The organism is Rhodococcus sp. OK611 (genome assembly GCF_003050885.1).
Lineage (GTDB): Bacteria > Actinomycetota > Actinomycetes > Mycobacteriales > Mycobacteriaceae > Rhodococcus_G > Rhodococcus_G oryzae.
This window is the reverse complement of the sequence record NZ_QAOZ01000004.1, coordinates 285,252-302,531: the sequence shown is the minus strand read 5'-3', so window position 1 is coordinate 302,531 and position 17,280 is coordinate 285,252. Positions and strand designations below refer to the sequence as shown.

Below are 17,280 nucleotides of genomic sequence, written 5' to 3'. Positions count from 1 at the left end.
GCGGTCAGGAGATGACGGCGATGAGGTCGCCCTGCTGGATGACGTCGCCGACCGTGACATCCACCGAGGTCACGCGGCCGTTCACCTCGGCGATCACCGGGATCTCCATCTTCATCGACTCCAGGATCACGAGGGTGTCACCCTCCTTCACCTCGTCACCTTCGGCGACAACCACCTGGAAGACGGTGGAAACCATCTCGGCACGCACGTCTTCTGCCATCGAGCACCTCGCTTGTCTAGACCTGCCAATGGAAGTACAGCCAACCACACGTGGAAGAATGTCCCGGAGCGAGATCAGAGGGAAGGAGACAACCATGGGTAAGCGTGGTCGCAAGAAGCGCAGCCGCAAGGGCAACAAGGCCAACCACGGCAAGCGTCCAAACAGCTGACGCGCCGTAGGCGAAGCCTCACGAGGGCCGGTACACACTGTGTCCCGGCCCTCGTTGCGTCCAGCGGCACCGAGGCCAAACCTCCGAAATATCGTTATACACAACAGTTTTCGCATTCTCCGACGGAGCTGAGTGGCTGTCCATACGATGACCGCACGCGGCCGGGGCACGCTCTGCGTACTCCCCCCAACGCGACCTGACATCGCCTGAGATCGGAGATCCGTGTCCCGCCCCACCACCATCACCCGGCGCGTCGCGACCATCGTCGCCACCACAGCCCTGGTCGTATCCGGTCTGGTCGCCGGCGTCGGCACCGCAGGCGCCATCGGCTCCTCGGACCTCGGCATCGGCTTGCCCAACCACCCCGAGCTGATCCCCACCGCAATACGCACTGCGGAGAACGTATCGGTCACCCGGGAGGTCATCGGCCCCAACGCCGGCTATGCGGGCGACAAGATCACCTTCAGGACCACGATCTCCGCTACGGCGGGGCCGGCACGGCAGGTCACCAGAATCATCGACCGCGCACAGCTCATGTTCTACGTCCCGAACACGGCGAAACTCACTTACACCAGCGCGAACGGCACCCGCACCACCGAGGCGGTCACACCGACCTACGTCAAGGCGACACATGACGGCCTCAACCTGACCGATCAGGGGGGAATGGAAGTATCGAGCGCTGGGTGGCCGATCTCCGTCGAATCCGGCGCCACCGTGGTCTTCGAGATCACCTACCAGTGGATCGATTTCCGAGGCAGGCCCTCCATGGAGGATGGCGTGGCCTACACCGGTGTGGGAATCGACGTCACCGGGCTGGACACGCTGGACTGGCCCAAGATGACCACGTCCTTCGGCAGTCTCCACAAGGGCGGCCCCTTCGGGAGCTGACCTCACCGAATCGATCGACGACGAGGGCCGCCCGGGAACTCCCGGGCGGCCCTCGTCGCGCGTATGCCTACTGTCCGGGGTCGACCCGCGTGATGATCGTCGTGCTGCGCAGCTGGATCTTGAGCCGCTCCCGCAGCCCGTCCGGCGCGTGCTCGCCGCCGCACTTGCGGTTCACCAGGGACTTGACCTTCTCCTCGATGCCATAGGCCTCGAAGCAGGATCCGCAGTCCTCCATGTGCCGCTTCAGCCGGGCGCGCGTCGTCTCGTCGCACTCGTTGTCGAGCATCAGCCACACGTCCGCGATCACCGCGGAGCAGTCCAACCGCTCGAACTCGTCCTGCTCGCTCACCGGGTCGCCTCCTGCTCCTGCGCCGCCGCCGACGCCGCGGCGCCGCTCCGGTTGAATCCACGTTCTCGTGCCACGTCGGCCAGCAGCCCACGCAGCTGCTTGCGCCCGCGATGCAGGCGGGACATCACGGTACCGATGGGCGTGCCCATGATCTCCGCGATCTCCTTGTAGGGGAAGCCCTCGACGTCGGCGTAGTACACCGCCATCCGGAACTCCTCGGGCAGCTCCTGCAGGGCCGCCTTGATGTCGTCGTCGGGCAGGGCGTCGAGCGCCTCCACCTCCGCGGACCGCAGGCCCTGCGAGGTGTGCTCGGCGGTGGCCGCGAGCTGCCAGTCGGTGATCTCGTCCGTCGGGTACTGCGCAGGCTGACGCTGCTTCTTGCGGTACGAGTTGATGTAGGTGTTGGTCAGGATCCGGTACATCCAGGCCTTGAGGTTCGTGCCCTCCTTGAAGGAGCGGAACGCCGAATAGGCCTTGATGTAGGTCTCCTGGACCAGGTCCTCCGCGTCGGCCGGGTTGCGGGTCATCCGCAGCGCCGCGCCGTAGAGCTGATCCAGCAGCGGCAGCGCATCGCGCTCGAACCGCGCGGTCAGATCGCCGCCCGACTCGTCCTGCGGTGGCTGATCGTTCTCGGGCCGGTCGTCAGGCACGCTGATCCCTTCGCTCGCCATAGGGATCAAGGCTACCGCTACCCGGTCGAGGGGACTGCGGTCAGCGGGGCGCTCGAGGCACTGCACCGACACCTACGACTCCTTTCGAGAGGGACCAACGTGCTGGGTGTAACGCCGGTCCACAGCGTTGTGTTCCCGGCTCACTAGAGTCGGCGCCATGGCCGGTACCTCGACCCCCGCGACCCAGGCGCTCTCCAAGGGCACGATCGCGCACCGCGTGCACAGCTACGAGCACGACTCCGCCAACGCCTCCTACGGGGCAGAGGCGGTGGACGCACTGGCCGGGCAGCTCGGACTCGAGCCGGCGCAGATCCTCAAGACCCTGGTGATCAAGACCTCGGACGGCAAGCTGGCGGTCGCCGTGCTCCCGGTCCCCGAGAAGCTCTCCCTCAAGGCCGCGGCTGCCGCACTGGGGTCGAGCAAGGCGGTCATGGCCGAGCAGGCCGAGGCGCAGCGGTCCACCGGCTACGTGCTCGGCGGCATCTCCCCGCTCGGTCAGCGCAAGCGGCTGCCGACCGTGATCGACGCCTCCGCCGCGAACTGGGACCGGGTGCTGTGCAGCGCGGGCAGGCGCGGGCTGGAGATCGACCTGGACCCGGCCGACCTGGTCCGGCTGACCGGTGCGGTGCTCGCCCCGATCACCGCGGGCTGACCAGAAATACTCGGGCCCCGGCGACGGTTGCACCACGAGGCGCTCATCCCGCCGACGACAGTCATCTCCCGAACAAAGGCGGCACCACCGTGACGGTTCCACTCTCCATCCTCGATCTGGCGCACATCGGCGAGGGCGAGAGCGCAGGCGACAGTTTCCGGTCGAGCGTGGAGATGGCGCAGCGCGCCGAGCAGTGGGGCTACCGGCGGATCTGGTACGCCGAGCACCACAACATGCCGTCCATCGCCTCCTCGGCCACCAGCGTGCTGATCGCGCACATCGCGGCGCACACGCAGCGGATCCGCCTCGGCGCAGGCGGCATCATGCTGCCCAACCACGCGCCGCTGACCATCGCCGAACAGTTCGGCACCCTCGCCGAACTGCACCCCGGCCGGATCGACCTCGGGCTCGGCCGCGCACCGGGCAGCGACCAGAAGACCATGCGGGCGCTGCGCCGCGACCCCGCGTCCGCGGAGTCGTTCCCGCAGGACGTGCTGGAGCTGCAGGGCTACCTGACCGGTCCATCGCGGATCCCGGGGATCGAGGCGACGCCGGGCAAGGGCACGAACGTGCCGCTGTACGTCCTCGGGTCGTCCCTGTTCGGCGCCAAACTCGCCGCCGCGCTTGGACTTCCGTATGCATTCGCATCGCATTTCGCCCCCAACGCGCTGCTCGACGCCCTCGCGATCTACCGCCGCGAGTTCCGCCCCTCGGCCCAGCTCTCCGAGCCCTACGCGATCGCCGCCGTCAACGTCATCGCGGCGGACACCCAGGACGAGGCGGACCGGCTGTTCCTCGAGACCAAGCGCAAGCGGGTCGGGCTGTTCGTCGGTCGGGGACGGACCTTCACCCCCGACGAGGCGGACATGATCCTCGAATCCCCCGCCGGCCAACAGGTGCTGCAGATGGTGCGGTACTCGGCCGTCGGGACGCCCACCGTGGTGCGTGAATACCTGGACCGATTCGGTGAGGAGACCGCCGCCGACGAACTGATGGTCGTCTCCTCGGCGACCGACCGCGCGGCCTGGCTGCGCTCGCTCGAGCTGGTGGCCGAGGTCAGCGACCTGTCCTCACAGCAGGGTGATCTGCTCGCCGACCGCTGACCCCGGCGCCCCGACCGGCGCGATCAGCTCCGGACCGTCGTTCCTGACGCTGTTCACCCGATCAGACACCCGCCGGATCTCGATGCCCGCCGCGACCGCCTCGTCGATCGGGTCCAACAGGTCGTCGGGTGCGTCCGCGTCCGGGTCGAGCCAGCTCTGCCACCGATCGGGCGTGAGGATCAGCGGCATCCGGTCGTGGATCGACTGCAGCGAGCCGACGGAGTCCGTGGTCAGGATCGTGACGCTGAGCAGTGGTGGGCCGTCGGCGTCCCGGTCCCGCCACACCGACCAGAGGCCGGCCGCGTACATCCGGGAGCCGTCGGTCGGGGTCATGAAGTACGGCACCTTCACGGCCTTGCCCTTCGCCGCCGGTTCCGTCAGCCACTCGTACCAGCCGTCCATCGGCACCAGGGCGCGCTTGGTCTTCAGCGCCGTGCGGAAGGAGGGCTTGGTTGCGGCGGTGTCCGCGCGGGCGTTGAACAGCGGCGCGCCCTTCGCAGGACGGCTGACATTGCCCGAGGCTTCGCCCGAGGAGCTCGGTGCCGCCGCCTTGGTCCATGGCGGGATGAGACCCCACCGCATCCGCCGGATACGACGGGTCGGAGTGTCGTCCGGGTGCTCGTGCGAGTGCCTGCTCACCACGGCGAGCACCGGGTCGGTCGGTGCCACGTTGTAGCTCTCGGCCGGCTCGCGCGCACCCCCGGGACCGGACGTCTCGTCGATCGCATCCAACTCGACCGCGAGCAGCGCCGGGTCGACCGTCGTCGCATATCTGCCGCACATACGACCATTGTGTCTCGCACCACCGACACTCTGGGAAGATGGTGCACGTGAGTCTGTGGAGAGCACCCGTCGCCGCATCGCCCGTGCATGCGTCCGTGACCCTGCCCGGGTCCAAGTCGATCACCAACAGGGCGCTGATCCTGGCCGCGCTCGCCTCGGGTCCGTCGACGATCACCGGCGCGCTGCGCAGCCGCGACACCGACCTGATGATCGACGCCCTGCGCGCCCTCGGCGTGCGGATCGACGACGGCGACGAGCCCACCACCCTGCGCGTGACCCCCGGGCCCCTTGGCTCCGCCGCCGTCGACTGCGGCCTGGCGGGCACCGTGATGCGGTTCCTGCCGCCGCTCGCAGCGCTGTCCGACGGCACCGTCGAGTTCGACGGCGACGAGCAGGCCCGCACCCGGCCCCTGAACACCATCCTCGACGCGCTGCGCGGTCTCGGCGTCGACATCGACGGCGACGGCCTGCCCTTCACCGTGAACGGGCACGGCAAGGTCTCGGGGGGCGTCGTGACCATCGATGCCTCGGGTTCGTCCCAGTTCGTCTCCGGGCTCCTGCTCTCCGCCGCGCGCTTCGACGACGGCATCACCGTGCGCCACGAGGGCCGTTCGGTGCCCTCGATGCCGCACATCGACATGACCGTGGAGATGCTCCGGGAGGCGGGGGTTCTGGTCCAGACCCCCCGCGACGGCGGCGACGCCGACACCTGGCGCGTGTCCCCCGGGCCCGTCGACGCGGTCGACTGGGTGATCGAGCCCGACCTGTCCAATGCCACCGCGTTTCTCGCCGCGGCCGCGGTGACCGGCGGCTCGGTCTGCGTGCCGCTGTGGCCGGACCGCACCACGCAGCCGGGCGACGCCATCCGCGGCATCCTCACCGAGATGGGCGCCGAAGTGTCGCTGGCGAATTCGACGCTGACCGTGCGCGGGCCGCGTAGCCTTCGTGGCATCGACGTTGACCTGCACGACATCGGCGAACTCACCCCCACCGTCGCGGCCCTGGCCGCCCTGGCGGACGGGCCGTCAACGCTGCGCGGGATCGCCCACCTGCGCGGTCACGAGACCGACCGCCTCGCCGCCCTGCGGACCGAGATCAACAATCTCGGCGGTGCCGTCACCGAGACCGAGGACGGGCTGCACATCGAGCCGCGCCCGCTGCACGGGGGCGCGTGGCACTCATACGCCGACCACCGGATGGCGACCGCGGGAGCGATCCTGGGCCTGGTGGCGCCGGGCGTGGAGATCGAGGACATCGGCACCACGGCCAAGACCCTGCCCGGATTCGAGAACCTGTGGGCGACGATGTTGAACCAAAGCAGCGCCGACCAGACCGGAGCGCCCTCCTGACTGCGCGCCGGTACGACGAGTCCGATGTCCGGGTCCGCCCGGGCAAGGGTTCGCGTCCGCGCACCAAGACCAGGCCGGAACACAAGGGCGCCGAGACGGCGATGGTCGTCTCCGTCGATCGCGGGCGATGGGGTTGCGTCCTCGGCGACGATCCGGACCGCCTGGTGGTCGCCATGCGCGCTCGCGAGCTCGGCCGGACGCCCATCGTGGTTGGCGACCAGGTGGGCGTGGTCGGCGACGTCTCCGGCCGCACCGACACGCTGGCCCGCATCGTGCGCGTCGAGGAGCGCTCGACGGTGTTGCGGCGGACGGCCGACGACACCGATCCGTTCGAGCGGATCGTGGTGGCCAACGCCTCCCAGCTGCTGATCGTGGTCGCCCTGGCTGACCCGCCGCCCCGCACCGGATTCGTCGAGCGGGCTCTCGTCGCCGCCTACGTCGGTGGGCTGGCGCCGATCCTCTGCCTGACCAAGGGCGATCTGGCCGACCACGCGGAGTTCGCCGCCGCCTTCGCCGATCTGGACGTGCCGGTGATCCTCGCCGGCCAGGACGATCCGCTCGGACCGGTCAAGGACGCGCTCGCCGGAAAGGTCACCGCACTGATCGGCCACTCGGGCGTCGGGAAGTCGACCCTCGTCAATCGCCTTGTGCCCGATGCCGATCGGGCCACCGGCGTGGTCTCCGGCGTCGGCAAGGGTCGGCACACCTCGACCCAGTCGGTGGCCCTGCCGCTGCCCGATGCCACGGGGAGCGGACGCTCCGGTGGCTGGGTGGTCGACACGCCAGGAATCCGCTCGTTCGGCCTGGCACACATCTCGCCCGACGACGTGCTCGGCGCGTTCACCGACCTGGCGGCAGCCATCGAGGACTGCCCGCGCGGCTGCAGCCACCTGGGCCCGCCCGCCGACCCCGAGTGCGCGCTGGACCGCCTCGAGGGCGAGGCCGCCCGCCGGGTCGCCGCCGTGCGATTGCTGCTGGTTGCGCTCAATTCCAACGAGGCCTGGTAACGGTTTCGTCACCGGACAAGGTCACGGTCGGGTCAACTCCCCCGTGAAATCCCATGTTTGTAGTAATCGTGTTTTTACACTGTTTGGGCTCGACCTGATTCGAATCACTTCAAGGTCAAGACACACCGGGATCACCCGATCTCACCGTCACGACACAAGGAGTTTCAGATGGGTAGTGCAGAAGTCATCCTCGCCGCCGGATCGTCCATCATCGGCGACATCCAGAGCATTTTCGGAACGTTGCTCGACACCGGCTCGGCATTGGTCGGGTCCTAGCAAAGCAAAGTGACGTGAGTGCCCCGTCACCGCGGGGCACTCACGTCACCTTCCACAGATCAGTTCAGCGGGAGAACAGTCCCCGCACGGTCCTGCGCTTCTTCGCCTCACGGATGGCGGTGCGCAGACCGCGACTACGGCCGGTGACCGGATCCACCGTCAGCACCGCCTTGGTCCCCTCCCACTTGCGCTCCGAGGCGGTCTCCGGCGCATCGTCGGTGGTGTCGCGCAGGTACTGGTTGGGCAGTGACAGCTTGGCGATCGTCCGCCAGGCCTTCGCGTACTGAACCAGCAGGGGGCCAGTGGTGTAGGGCAGGTCGTACTTGTCGCAGAGCGCCCGCACCCGCACCGCGATCTCGGCGTACCGGTTCGACGGCAGGTCGGGGAAGATGTGGTGCTCGATCTGGTAGCTGAGGTTGCCGGTCATGAAGTCCATCACCGGGCCGCCGCTGATGTTGGCGCTGCCGAGCATCTGCCGCAGGTACCACTGGGCCTGGGTCTCGTTGTCGACATCGTCCTTGGTGAACTTCTCGGCGCCGTCCGGGAAGTGTCCACAGAAGATCACCGCGTTGGTCCACACGTTCCTGATCATGTTCGCGGTCAGGTTCGCGGTCATCGTCGACTTCCACGCCTTGCCGGTCAGGGCAGGGAACAGGACGTAGTCCTTGGCGAGCTGCTTGCCGACCTTCTCACCGACCTCGCGCAGCTTGCGCTTGGTCTCGGCGCGGTCGTCGCGTCCCATGGCGACCTTGCCCAGCTCGACGTGTTGCGCGGCGATGCCGAACTCGAAGAACAAGGCCAGCACGGTGTTGTACGCGATGTTGCCTGCGTTGAACGGCTTCCATCGCTGGTCCCGCGTGACACGGAGCAGGCCGTATCCCACGTCGTCGTCCATGCCGAGGATGTTGGTGTACTTGTGGTGCAGGTAGTTGTGCGTCTGCTTCCAGTGCGCCGACGGCCCGACGACGTCCCACTCCCAGGTGCTCGAGTGCACCTCGGGATCGTTCATCCAGTCCCACTGGCCGTGCATGACGTTGTGGCCGAGCTCCATGTTCTCGATGATCTTCGCCGTGCCGAGCAGTCCGGCGCCCAGCAGCCACAACGGGCGCTTTCGGCTGCCGAACAGGACGGCCCGGCCCGCGACCTCGAGGCCGCGCTGCAGGCGGATGGTGTTGCGCAGGTAGCGGGCATCCCGCTCGCCGCGCGACTCCTCGATGTCGCGGCGGATCGCGTCCAGCTCGATACCGAGCGCTTCCACATCCGCCTCGGTAAGGTGCGCGTATTCCTTGACGTCCGCAATCGCCATTCCGGCTCTCCCCGCAGTCGATCAGTTCCCTTGGTTCCGACCTACCGTACCGTAAGTTACGGCTGCGTAGGTTACCTGGACCGAGGTGTGATCCAACTCACGGGGAGAGCTCAGCGACGACGCTGGAACAGGGGCGCCGCTCGCTAGCGACGACGCTGGCGGAGCTCGCGCAGCGCCGACCTCAGGCCGCTGCGCCTGCCGGTGACCGGGTCGACCCGAAGCGGATTCAGCGATCCCTCCGAGCGGAACTTGCGCTCCGAACTGGTCTCCGGCGCGTCGTCGGAAGTGGCCGTCAGGAACCGGTCCGGCAGGGCCAGCTTGTGAATCGTCCTGAGCGCCAACAGGTACTGGCGCGCCAACGAGCCCGTCGTGTACGGCAGGTCGTACTTGTCGCACAACGCCTGCACCCGGACCGACACCTCACGGAGCCGATTGCTCGGCAGATCCGGGAACAGGTGGTGCTCGATCTGGAAGCTGAGGTTGCCGCTCATGAACGCCATCACCCGGCCCGCCTTGAAGTTGGCGCTGCCGAGCATCTGCCGCAGGTACCACTCGGGCTTCGTCTCGTTGCGGTACTGCTCGACGGTGAACTTCTCCGCCCCGTCCGGGAAATGCCCGCAGAAGATCACCGCGTACGCCCACAGATTCCTGGCGAGGTTGGCGGTCGCGTTCGCGGTCAGCGTGTGCTTCCACGCCGGACCGGTCAGCGCCGGGAACAGCACGAAGTCCTTCGCGACCTGCTTGGCGGCCTTCGCGTAGAACTCCCGATTCAGCTGGGCGACGTTGGCGCCGCCGCGCTTGAGGTCCTCGGCCTTGGCGCTCCCCAAGTCGTGCATCGCGATGCCCCACTCGAAGGTGGTCGCGAGCAGCACGTTCGCCGCGGGCTGCATCAGGTTGATCGGCCGCCACGGCTCATCGCGGGTCATCCGGAGGATCCCGAATCCCACGTCATGGTCCATCCCGACGATATTGGTGTACGTGTGGTGCGAGTAGTTGTGCGCGCGCTTCCACTGCGACGTCGGACCGGTCATGTCCCACTCCCACGTGGTGGAGTGGATCTCCGGATCGTTCATCCAGTCCCACTGGCCGTGCACCACGTTGTGGCCGAGCTCCATGTTCTCGATGCACTTGGCAAGGGCCAGCATGGTGGTGCCCGCAAACCAAGCCGGCCGGTACTTGCTGCCGAACAGGGTCAGCCGGCCGCCGACCTCGAGGACGCGCTGGAGCCGGATGACATTGCGGATGTACCGCGCATCGCGCTCACCGCGCGAATCCTCGATGTCGCGGCGGATCTCGTCGAGCTCGCGCCCGAGCGCCTCGATGTCGGCTTCGGTGAGGTGTGAGAATTCTTTGATGTCCGTGATGGCCATCAGGGCCCTCCGATGGGGATAGATAGATTGCCTGCGGAGGCCCCCGCGGCGTATCCGATACCGACAACGATAGCCGACATCCGTGAACTCGAGATGACGAAGAACCTAGAGGTCAAAGGTGCAGTCACCAGCAGCCGAGGCGATGCATGTCTGCACCCGCTCGCCCTCGCCGTGTTCGCGCCCGGACCGCAGATCCCGGGTGTGACCGGCGACGAGGGGAACCACACAGGTCTGGCAGATTCCCATCCGGCACCCGAACGGCATCTGGACCCCGACCTTCTCTCCGGCTTCGAGCAGGGTGGTCGCGCCGTCGATCTCGATGCTGCGGCCCGTCTTGGTGAAGGTCACCGTGCCGCCCTGCCCGGCGTCGTCCGCGCGCGAGATCGCGAACCGCTCGGTATGAAGCCGGTCGGCGAGACCCTCCTCCTGCCAGACGCGTTCGATCTCGTCGAGCATCGGCGTCGGCCCGCACGCCCAGGTCTGCCGCTCGCGCCAATCCGGGTACAGCGCGTCGAGGTCCGCCAGCCGGAACCGGCCACCGGTCCTGGTGTGCTGGACCTGGGAGACGAAATTGGGATGCGACTCGTGCAGCGCCGACAACTCCTCGCCGAACATCACGTCCTCGGCGGTCGGCGCGGAATGCACGTGCACCACGTCCGGCAGCTCGTCTCGGCGGACCATCGCGCGCAGCATCGCCATCACGGGGGTGATGCCGCTGCCCGCGGTGAGGAAGAGGATCTTCTCCGGCGGCGGCTCCGGGAGCGCGAAGTTGCCCTGCGGCGCGGCCAGCCGGATCACGGTCCCCGAGGGCACGCCGTTGATCAGGTGGCTCGACAGCTTGCCCTCCGGCATCGCCTTGACCGCGATCGAGATCCGCTTCTTCTCCCAGTTCGGCGGGGAGGTCAGCGAGTACGACCGCCAGTGGAATCGTCCGTCCACGAGCAGTCCGATGCCGATGTACTGGCCCGGCTGGTAGTCGAAGTCGAAGCCCCACCCGGGCTTGATCACGAGGGTTGCCGAGTCCGCGGTCTCCTTGCGGACCTCGATGACCTTGCCGCGCAGCTCGCGCGCCGACCACAGCGGGTTCGCCAGGTGCAGGAAGTCGTCCGGCAGCAGGGGCGTCGTCACCCGCGTCACCGCTCCGCGCAGCATGTTCAGCTTCGGCCGGCGGGGCGCCGAGATATCGGCAGCAGGCGCCTCGAGCCAGTTCCTCAAACCCATCAACAATCCATCCACTCGCGTAGGTTACGGAACCGTAGGTTACCTACACGCGTGCCCTGCTGTCACGCGGACCGTCACAACAGATCGAGTAAGAATGCGAGCTCCTGGGTGGCATACCAGGCCAACTCGTGATCCTCGGCGTCACCGAGCACGAACTCGGCGTCCGCATCACCCAGATCGGCCGCGTCGATCGCCTCGACCGCCTTGGCGATCGCCGGCTCCGCCTCCGCGAGATCGACATGGACCGACGCGACCTCGGCGAGGGTCACCGGCGCCGCCAACCGGACCACGGCGTCGTCGAGATCGGGCCGCAGCTTCACCTCGTCCACGTCGGCGGCGATGACCGCGCGGCGCTGGTTGCTCGCGACGCCCTCGTCATCGTCCTCGGCGGCCAGCAGTCGCAGCGAGGCACGTGCCGCCTCCGTCATCGCGACCTCGGCCAGCTCATCGTCGTCGCCGGAGGCGTACGCCTCGCGCAGCGCCGGGGTGACCGCGAACGCGGTGCGGCTCACCGGATCGAACTCCTGGTCCGCGACCAACCTCTGCAACATCGCGATGGTCGCCGGGATGTAGACCCTCATGCGTAATCCTTATGTAGTGGCATCCAACAGCTCCTCGAGCGACTCGTACAGAAGCGCCGTCACCACATCCACGTCGGACATCGCATCGCGGTCGGCATTCAAACCGTAGTAGACGTGGCCGTTATATGACGTCAGGCCGACACTGAGCGTCTGATTCTTCAGCAACGGCGACACCGGATACATCTCGAGAACCTTCGCCCCGCCCAGGTACAGCGGGGACTGCGGGCCGGGCGCATTGGTGATCATCAGGTTGAACACCCGTTGCGAGAGCCCACTGGCCACCCGCAGGCCCATCGCGTGCAGGGTCGCAGGCGCGAGACCGGACATCCGGGCCAGCGGCAGCGCGGCCGACCTGTTCTGCTTCGTGTGTGCCTCGGTGGCGTGCGCGATGTGCGAGAGCCGCACCACGGGGTTCAGCTCCCCCACCGGCAGGTCGACAAGGAACGAGGACACCCCGCGCTCGGCGACCCCGGAATCGACCGCCATCGGCACCAGCGCACGCACCGTGGTGAACGCGGTGACCGGCTCGCCACGGGACAGCAACCAGTTCCGCAGCGCCCCGGTCAGCACCGCCAGGATCGCGTCGTTGACCGTGCACGAGTACTTGTCACGGACGGCCCGGTAGTCCGCAAGGGACGTCTTCGCGACCGCGAATCGCCGGTTCCGGGAGATCGGCGCGTTCAGCGGGCTGGTGGGCGCCGTGTGCGCGGCGGTCCGGACCACCGCGGCGATGTTGCCTGCCACCTCGGCCGCCGTCCCGATCAGGTCGCCGACCGCCATCCGGAGGGTGGCCGCACCCTCGCTCGGGCGCGCGACCATCTCCGCGACGGCGTCGAGCACCAGCTCCGCCTCGCGCGGTTCGCGACGCGGCATCCACAGTTCCTCGATCGGCGGCGGCGGCGTCTTCGTCGGGTCGAGCAGCACCTGGCCGATCTCGAGCGCGTGCTCGCCGTCCACCAGCGAGGAGTGCGATTTGGTGAAGATCGCCACCCGGTTCTTGGACAGCCCCTCCACGAGGTACATCTCCCACAGCGGCCGGGACCGGTCCAGCGGTCGCGAGGTCAGTCGCGCCACCAGGTCGTGCAACTGCTCGTCGGACCCCGGCTTCGGCAGGGCCGAACGCCGAACGTGATAGGTGATGTCGAAGTCCCTGTCGTCCACCCACACCGGACGGGCGAGGCCGAACGCCACCTCCCGCACCCGCTGCCGATATCGCGGCACCAGCGCGAGCCGGTTCTCGACGCGGGTCAGCAGGTCCTCGTAGTCGAGACCCGACCGCGGCGGCTGCAGGATCGACAGCGAACCGAGATGCATCGGGGTGTTGCTCGCCTCGAGGAAATAGAACGACGCGTCGAGAGTGGTCAACCTGTTCACCATTGCACCGGCACCCCCTGCCCGAGATCGAAGAGTATCCGCAGTTCCTTTGCCGTGGTCTCCGCGTCCACGTGGTGTACCCCGACCATCCCAGACTCGGCGGCGCCGCGGACGTTGACCGCGAGGTCGTCCACGAACACGCAGTCCACCGGTGCCAGTCCGAGACGATCCGCGGTCAACCGGTAGATCCGAGGGTCGGGCTTGGCCATTCCGACGTCGCCGGAGAGCACCACCTCGTCGACCAGAACCCCGTTGCCGAGCCCGCGCAGGTCCGCGCCCGCAGGCCCGCCGGGATCGTTGCTGAGGATGGCCGAGCGGACCCCGACCGCGCGCAGTGCCCCGATGATCGCGGTCAGTCCCGCGCGGTCCGAGCCCGGCCCGGCCAGCACGCCGCCGAAGTCCACCACCAACCCTTGCATCCGCCCACCCTATGGCTCCGGGAACATCCGCGCGCGACGAGGTTCGCGAGAACCCGCGCGCCGCTTCCTGATCCGTGCGATCCTTCAGTCCGTCCGGCCTCTCCTCGGACTCGGCACCGCTGCCCGGCGACTCGTCACGAGCCGCCCGTCGAGACAGGAGACGTCCCTCATGCGTGACACCCACAGGTTCTTGACCCAGGCCCCTCGATGCGAACCGCCCATTGCGGGCCGGACGGAGCCTCGAGCGGCCGCACACCGCGCTCCGACCCGCTCGCCGCACAGCGGTCGATCCCCCGTCAGCGGCCGCGGTCACGGGAGGCCACCGGCCGAGGCCGTCGCCATCGACCCCGACGCGCAACGGTTCGCCGAGCACGCCCTCCGGCTGACGCTCGAGGTACTCGACCGTCGGCGTCCCCCCGCGCAACTGCGGCCGCTGCTGGCGCCGGCGCTGGTCGGGCTCGTCGGCACGCTGGCCCAGCGACCCCTGCCCGCCCGAGGGCTCGGCGTCGCCTGCCTGGGCCGCGTACATCTGCGACCGAGCGGTGCCGACTCCGCCGAGGTGTTCGGCAGCTACTCGCGCGGGCCGCGGATGTTCGCCGTCGCGGCCCGCCTCGAACGCACGCCAGCCGCCCTCGGATGGGGCGGCTGGCGTGTCACATCACTTCAGGTCGGCTGAGGCCGTCACTTCTTGCGCTTGGACCGTCCGGCCTGTCGGCGCTCGCGTCGGGAACCCTCGCCGGCACCCGCGGCGGTCCGGCGGACCTGAGCGTTGCCGTCCTCGGCGGGACCCGAGTAGGTCAGCCTGGTCTCCTCCGACGCATCGAGCCCCTTGGCACGCAGCGCGGCAGGCGCGGCAGGGGCCGCGGGAGCGGGCTCCTCGGTCGGCAGCACGGCGGGCGCCTGACGCGCCGCGGTGGCGGCGGCCGTCCAACCCGAGTGCTCCGGTTCGGCCGCGGGCGCGGCCTCGACCTGAAGGTTGAACAGGAATCCGACCGACTCCTCCTTCAGCCCCTCCAGCATTGCGGTGAACATGTCGAAGCCCTCGCGCTGGTATTCGACCAGCGGGTCACGCTGGGCCATCGCCCGCAGGCCGATGCCCTCCTTGAGGTAGTCCATCTCGTAGAGGTGCTCACGCCACTTGCGGTCGAGAACCGACAGCAGCACGCGACGCTCGAGTTCACGCATCCCGTTCTCGCCTGCGATCTCGTCGATCTGTCGCTCGCGCGCGTCGTAGGCCGCCCGCACGTCCGCCAGCAGCGCCTCGCGCAGTTCCTCGCGGGTGAGATCGCCGCGCTCGCCGATCTCGGTCTCGCCGGTCAGCTCCTTGTGGTCGATGCCGACCGGGTACAGCGTCTTGAGCGCCGTCCACAGCTGCTCGAGGTCCCAATCCTCCACATAGCCCTCAGCAGTGGCGCCGTCGACGTAGGCGGTGACCACGTCGGTGATCATGCCCTCGACCTGGCCCTCCATGTCCTCGCCCTCGAGGATCTGGCGACGCTCGGCGTAGATGACCGTGCGCTGCTGGTTCATCACCTCGTCGTACTTCAGGACGTTCTTGCGGATCTCGAAGTTCTGCTGCTCTACCTGCGTCTGCGCGCTCTTGATGGCCTTGGAGACCATCTTCGCCTCGATCGGCACGTCGTCGGGAAGGTTGAGGCGCGTCATGATCGACTCCAGCGCGGCACCGTTGAACCGTCGCATCAGCTCGTCGCCGAGCGACAGGTAGAAGCGGGACTCGCCCGGGTCGCCCTGGCGGCCGGAACGGCCTCGGAGCTGGTTGTCGATGCGGCGCGACTCGTGCCGCTCGGTGCCGAGCACGTACAGTCCGCCGGCCTCGCGCACATCCTCCGCGTCGGCCTTGACCTGGGCCTTGACCTCCTCGAGGGCGGGCTCCCACGCGGCCTCGTACTCGTCGGGGGTCTCGACCGGGTCCAGCCCCTGCTTGCGCAGATGCAGGTCGGCGAGGATGTCGGGGTTTCCGCCCAGCACGACGTCGGTGCCACGGCCGGCCATGTTGGTGGCCACGGTGACCGCACCGGTGCGGCCGGCCTCGGCGACGATGGTCGCCTCCTGCTCATGGAACTTCGCGTTGAGGACGCTGTGCGCGACGCCGCGCTTGGTGAACTGCTTCGACAGGTACTCGGAGCGCTCGACGCTGGTGGTACCGATGAGGACCGGCTGGCCCTTCGCGTGGCGCTCGGCGACATCGTCTACGACGGCGGCGAACTTCGCCTCCTCGGTCTTGTAGATCAGGTCGCCCTGGTCGACTCGGACCATCGGACGGTTCGTCGGGATCGGGATCACGCCGAGGCCGTAGGTCTGGTGCAACTCGGCGGCTTCCGTCTCGGCCGTACCGGTCATGCCCGAGAGCTTGTCGTAGAGACGGAAGTAGTTCTGCAGGGTGATCGTGGCGAGCGTCTGGTTCTCGGCCTTGATCTCGACCTTTTCCTTGGCCTCGATGGCCTGGTGCATGCCCTCGTTGTAGCGGCGTCCGACCAGGATGCGTCCGGTGAACTCGTCGACGATGATGACCTCGCCGTCGCGGACGATGTAGTCCTTGTCCTTCTGGTAGAGCTCCTTGGCCTTGACGGCGTTGTTCAGGTAGCTGACCAGCGGCGAGTTCGCGGCCTCGTAGAGGTTGTCGATGCCGAGCTGATCCTCGACGAGTTCGACGCCCGCCTCGTGCACGCCGACAGTGCGCTTCTTGATGTCGACCTCGTAGTGCACATCGCGCTTGAGCAGCGGCGCGATGCGGGCGAACTCGCCGTACCACTTGCTGGAGGCGTCGGCCGGGCCGGAGATGATCAGCGGCGTGCGGGCCTCGTCGATGAGGATCGAGTCGACCTCGTCGACGATGGCGAAGTTGTGGCCGCGCTGCACCAGGTCGTCGAGGCTGTGCGTCATGTTGTCGCGCAGGTAGTCGAAGCCGAACTCGTTGTTGGTGCCGTAGGTGATGTCGGCCGCGTACGCCGAGCGCCGCTCGGCCGGGGTCATCCCCGACAGGATCACGCTGGTGTCGAGTCCGAGGAAGCGGTGCACACGGCCCATCCACTCGGAGTCGCGCTTGGCCAGGTAGTCGTTGACCGTGACCACGTGCACGCCGTCGCCCGCGATCGCGTTGAGGTAGGCCGGGAGCACACAGGTGAGGGTCTTGCCCTCACCGGTCTTCATCTCGGCGACGTTCCCGAAGTGCAGCGCCGCGCCGCCCATGACCTGGACGGTGTAGTGCTTCTGGCCGAGCACCCGCCAGGAAGCCTCCCGTGCCGCGGCGAACGCCTCGGGCAGCAGCTCGTCGAGGGTCTCCCCGCGGGCGTACCGCTCCCGGAACTCCGCAGTCTTCGCGTGGAGTTCGGCGTCGGACAGGGCCTCCACGTCGGGCGAGAGGGTGGATACGTGCTCGGCGATGTGCTTGAGCCGCTTGACCATGCGACCTTCACCAACACGGAGCAGCTTCGAAAGCGACAACGACGGCACGGGCTTAAACGTCCTCAATCCTCGGCGGGCAGGTGGTGTACATGGTGGAGCCGGTCGGGAGAGTTCTC

The 17,280-nt window shown here is 68.2% G+C and carries 18 protein-coding genes; 7 read left to right on the top strand and 11 right to left on the bottom strand.

Going from position 1 to position 17,280, the window contains the following annotated elements; translation table 11 throughout:
* Positions 1 to 4: 4 nt before the first annotated feature.
* Positions 5 to 220: a biotin/lipoyl-binding carrier protein gene (locus C8K38_RS07040; protein WP_027500161.1), complete on the bottom strand. Its 216-nt coding sequence runs from the start codon at positions 218 to 220 to the stop codon at positions 5 to 7.
* Positions 221 to 314: 94 nt separating this feature from the next.
* Here C8K38_RS07040 and C8K38_RS28045 point away from each other — a divergent pair, with 94 nt between their 5' ends.
* Together C8K38_RS28045 and C8K38_RS07035 are read left to right on the top strand one after the other, a co-directional pair.
* Complete coding sequence (locus C8K38_RS28045) at positions 315 to 389, top strand: 50S ribosomal protein bL37 (protein ID WP_115967926.1); 75 nt, start codon at positions 315 to 317, stop codon at positions 387 to 389.
* 222 nt (positions 390 to 611) lie between these two features.
* Positions 612 to 1,277 (top strand): hypothetical protein, encoded by a 666-nt coding sequence (locus C8K38_RS07035; RefSeq protein ID WP_097210576.1) that lies wholly within the window; start codon positions 612 to 614, stop codon positions 1,275 to 1,277.
* Between the two features lie 67 nt (positions 1,278 to 1,344).
* Here C8K38_RS07035 and rsrA read toward each other — a convergent pair whose 3' ends face one another.
* Both rsrA and C8K38_RS07025 read right to left on the bottom strand, forming a co-directional pair.
* Positions 1,345 to 1,626: a mycothiol system anti-sigma-R factor gene (rsrA, locus tag C8K38_RS07030; protein ID WP_097210575.1), complete on the bottom strand. Its 282-nt coding sequence runs from the start codon at positions 1,624 to 1,626 to the stop codon at positions 1,345 to 1,347.
* Positions 1,623 to 2,297, bottom strand: coding sequence for a sigma-70 family RNA polymerase sigma factor (locus C8K38_RS07025; RefSeq protein WP_097210574.1), 675 nt, complete (start codon positions 2,295 to 2,297; stop codon positions 1,623 to 1,625). The genes rsrA and C8K38_RS07025 overlap by 4 nt, the downstream gene beginning before the upstream one ends.
* 157 nt (positions 2,298 to 2,454) lie before the next feature.
* Here C8K38_RS07025 and ybaK point away from each other — a divergent pair, with 157 nt between their 5' ends.
* Entirely contained in the window at positions 2,455 to 2,949 is a 495-nt protein-coding gene (gene ybaK, locus C8K38_RS07020; RefSeq protein ID WP_097210573.1) for a Cys-tRNA(Pro) deacylase, read from the top strand.
* 89 nt (positions 2,950 to 3,038) lie between these two features.
* Positions 3,039 to 4,052 (top strand): LLM class flavin-dependent oxidoreductase, encoded by a 1,014-nt coding sequence (locus C8K38_RS07015; protein WP_097210572.1) that lies wholly within the window; start codon positions 3,039 to 3,041, stop codon positions 4,050 to 4,052.
* Here the strand turns inward: C8K38_RS07015 and C8K38_RS07010 are convergent.
* Positions 4,020 to 4,835, bottom strand: coding sequence for an SOS response-associated peptidase (locus tag C8K38_RS07010; protein ID WP_097210571.1), 816 nt, complete (start codon positions 4,833 to 4,835; stop codon positions 4,020 to 4,022). The two genes, C8K38_RS07015 and C8K38_RS07010, sit on opposite strands and share 33 nt — an antisense overlap.
* A gap of 38 nt (positions 4,836 to 4,873) precedes the next feature.
* On the opposite strand from C8K38_RS07010, the gene aroA reads away from it, so the two are divergent.
* Positions 4,874 to 6,184, top strand: a complete 1,311-nt coding sequence (aroA, locus tag C8K38_RS07005; protein WP_097210570.1) for a 3-phosphoshikimate 1-carboxyvinyltransferase — start codon at positions 4,874 to 4,876, stop codon at positions 6,182 to 6,184.
* Positions 6,181 to 7,191, top strand: coding sequence for a ribosome small subunit-dependent GTPase A (gene rsgA / locus C8K38_RS07000; RefSeq protein ID WP_179800472.1), 1,011 nt, complete (start codon positions 6,181 to 6,183; stop codon positions 7,189 to 7,191). The genes aroA and rsgA overlap by 4 nt, the downstream gene beginning before the upstream one ends.
* A 340-nt stretch (positions 7,192 to 7,531) precedes the next feature.
* Here rsgA and C8K38_RS06995 read toward each other — a convergent pair whose 3' ends face one another.
* The 6 genes from C8K38_RS06995 to C8K38_RS06970 all read right to left on the bottom strand — a co-directional run bounded on the left by C8K38_RS06995 (position 7,532) and on the right by C8K38_RS06970 (position 13,738).
* Positions 7,532 to 8,773, bottom strand: coding sequence for a fatty acid desaturase family protein (locus tag C8K38_RS06995; protein ID WP_097210568.1), 1,242 nt, complete (start codon positions 8,771 to 8,773; stop codon positions 7,532 to 7,534).
* 143 nt (positions 8,774 to 8,916) lie between these two features.
* Positions 8,917 to 10,143 carry a fatty acid desaturase family protein gene (locus C8K38_RS06990; RefSeq protein ID WP_097210567.1) on the bottom strand — a complete coding sequence of 409 codons (1,227 nt, stop codon included), beginning with the start codon at positions 10,141 to 10,143 and terminating at the stop codon, positions 8,917 to 8,919.
* 105 nt (positions 10,144 to 10,248) lie between these two features.
* Positions 10,249 to 11,364 carry a ferredoxin reductase gene (locus tag C8K38_RS06985; protein WP_077041033.1) on the bottom strand — a complete coding sequence of 372 codons (1,116 nt, stop codon included), beginning with the start codon at positions 11,362 to 11,364 and terminating at the stop codon, positions 10,249 to 10,251.
* Between the two features lie 74 nt (positions 11,365 to 11,438).
* Entirely contained in the window at positions 11,439 to 11,945 is a 507-nt protein-coding gene (locus tag C8K38_RS06980; RefSeq protein ID WP_097210566.1) for a DUF6912 family protein, read from the bottom strand.
* Between the two features lie 9 nt (positions 11,946 to 11,954).
* On the bottom strand, positions 11,955 to 13,322 hold the full coding sequence (locus C8K38_RS06975; protein WP_077041031.1) for a WS/DGAT/MGAT family O-acyltransferase: 1,368 nt from the start codon (positions 13,320 to 13,322) through the stop codon (positions 11,955 to 11,957).
* Complete coding sequence (locus C8K38_RS06970) at positions 13,316 to 13,738, bottom strand: HAD-IA family hydrolase (RefSeq protein WP_097210565.1); 423 nt, start codon at positions 13,736 to 13,738, stop codon at positions 13,316 to 13,318. Before C8K38_RS06970 ends, C8K38_RS06975 begins: the two co-directional genes overlap by 7 nt.
* A 169-nt stretch (positions 13,739 to 13,907) precedes the next feature.
* On the opposite strand from C8K38_RS06970, the gene C8K38_RS06965 reads away from it, so the two are divergent.
* Positions 13,908 to 14,414, top strand: coding sequence for an Rv3235 family protein (locus C8K38_RS06965; RefSeq protein WP_097210564.1), 507 nt, complete (start codon positions 13,908 to 13,910; stop codon positions 14,412 to 14,414).
* A 5-nt stretch (positions 14,415 to 14,419) separates the two neighbouring features.
* Here C8K38_RS06965 and secA read toward each other — a convergent pair whose 3' ends face one another.
* Positions 14,420 to 17,212 (bottom strand): preprotein translocase subunit SecA, encoded by a 2,793-nt coding sequence (gene secA / locus C8K38_RS06960; RefSeq protein WP_097210563.1) that lies wholly within the window; start codon positions 17,210 to 17,212, stop codon positions 14,420 to 14,422.
* Between the last annotated feature and the right edge of the window lie 68 nt (positions 17,213 to 17,280).

What these genes read in the sequence shown, in the direction of transcription:
- C8K38_RS06975 (WP_077041031.1), bottom strand. Translation starts at nt 13,322, where the DNA reads ATGGTGAACAGGTTGACCACTCTCGACGCGTCGTTCTATTTCCTCGAG.
- C8K38_RS07025 (WP_097210574.1), bottom strand. Translation starts at nt 2,297, where the DNA reads ATGGCGAGCGAAGGGATCAGCGTGCCTGACGACCGGCCCGAGAACGAT.
- C8K38_RS06965 (WP_097210564.1), top strand. Translation starts at nt 13,908, where the DNA reads ATGCGTGACACCCACAGGTTCTTGACCCAGGCCCCTCGATGCGAACCG.
- C8K38_RS06980 (WP_097210566.1), bottom strand. Translation starts at nt 11,945, where the DNA reads ATGAGGGTCTACATCCCGGCGACCATCGCGATGTTGCAGAGGTTGGTC.
- C8K38_RS07040 (WP_027500161.1), bottom strand. Translation starts at nt 220, where the DNA reads ATGGCAGAAGACGTGCGTGCCGAGATGGTTTCCACCGTCTTCCAGGTG.
- ybaK (WP_097210573.1), top strand. Translation starts at nt 2,455, where the DNA reads ATGGCCGGTACCTCGACCCCCGCGACCCAGGCGCTCTCCAAGGGCACG.
- C8K38_RS06970 (WP_097210565.1), bottom strand. Translation starts at nt 13,738, where the DNA reads ATGCAAGGGTTGGTGGTGGACTTCGGCGGCGTGCTGGCCGGGCCGGGC.
- C8K38_RS06985 (WP_077041033.1), bottom strand. Translation starts at nt 11,364, where the DNA reads ATGGGTTTGAGGAACTGGCTCGAGGCGCCTGCTGCCGATATCTCGGCG.
- C8K38_RS07010 (WP_097210571.1), bottom strand. Translation starts at nt 4,835, where the DNA reads ATGTGCGGCAGATATGCGACGACGGTCGACCCGGCGCTGCTCGCGGTC.
- aroA (WP_097210570.1), top strand. Translation starts at nt 4,874, where the DNA reads ATGGTGCACGTGAGTCTGTGGAGAGCACCCGTCGCCGCATCGCCCGTG.
- C8K38_RS06990 (WP_097210567.1), bottom strand. Translation starts at nt 10,143, where the DNA reads ATGGCCATCACGGACATCAAAGAATTCTCACACCTCACCGAAGCCGAC.
- C8K38_RS06995 (WP_097210568.1), bottom strand. Translation starts at nt 8,773, where the DNA reads ATGGCGATTGCGGACGTCAAGGAATACGCGCACCTTACCGAGGCGGAT.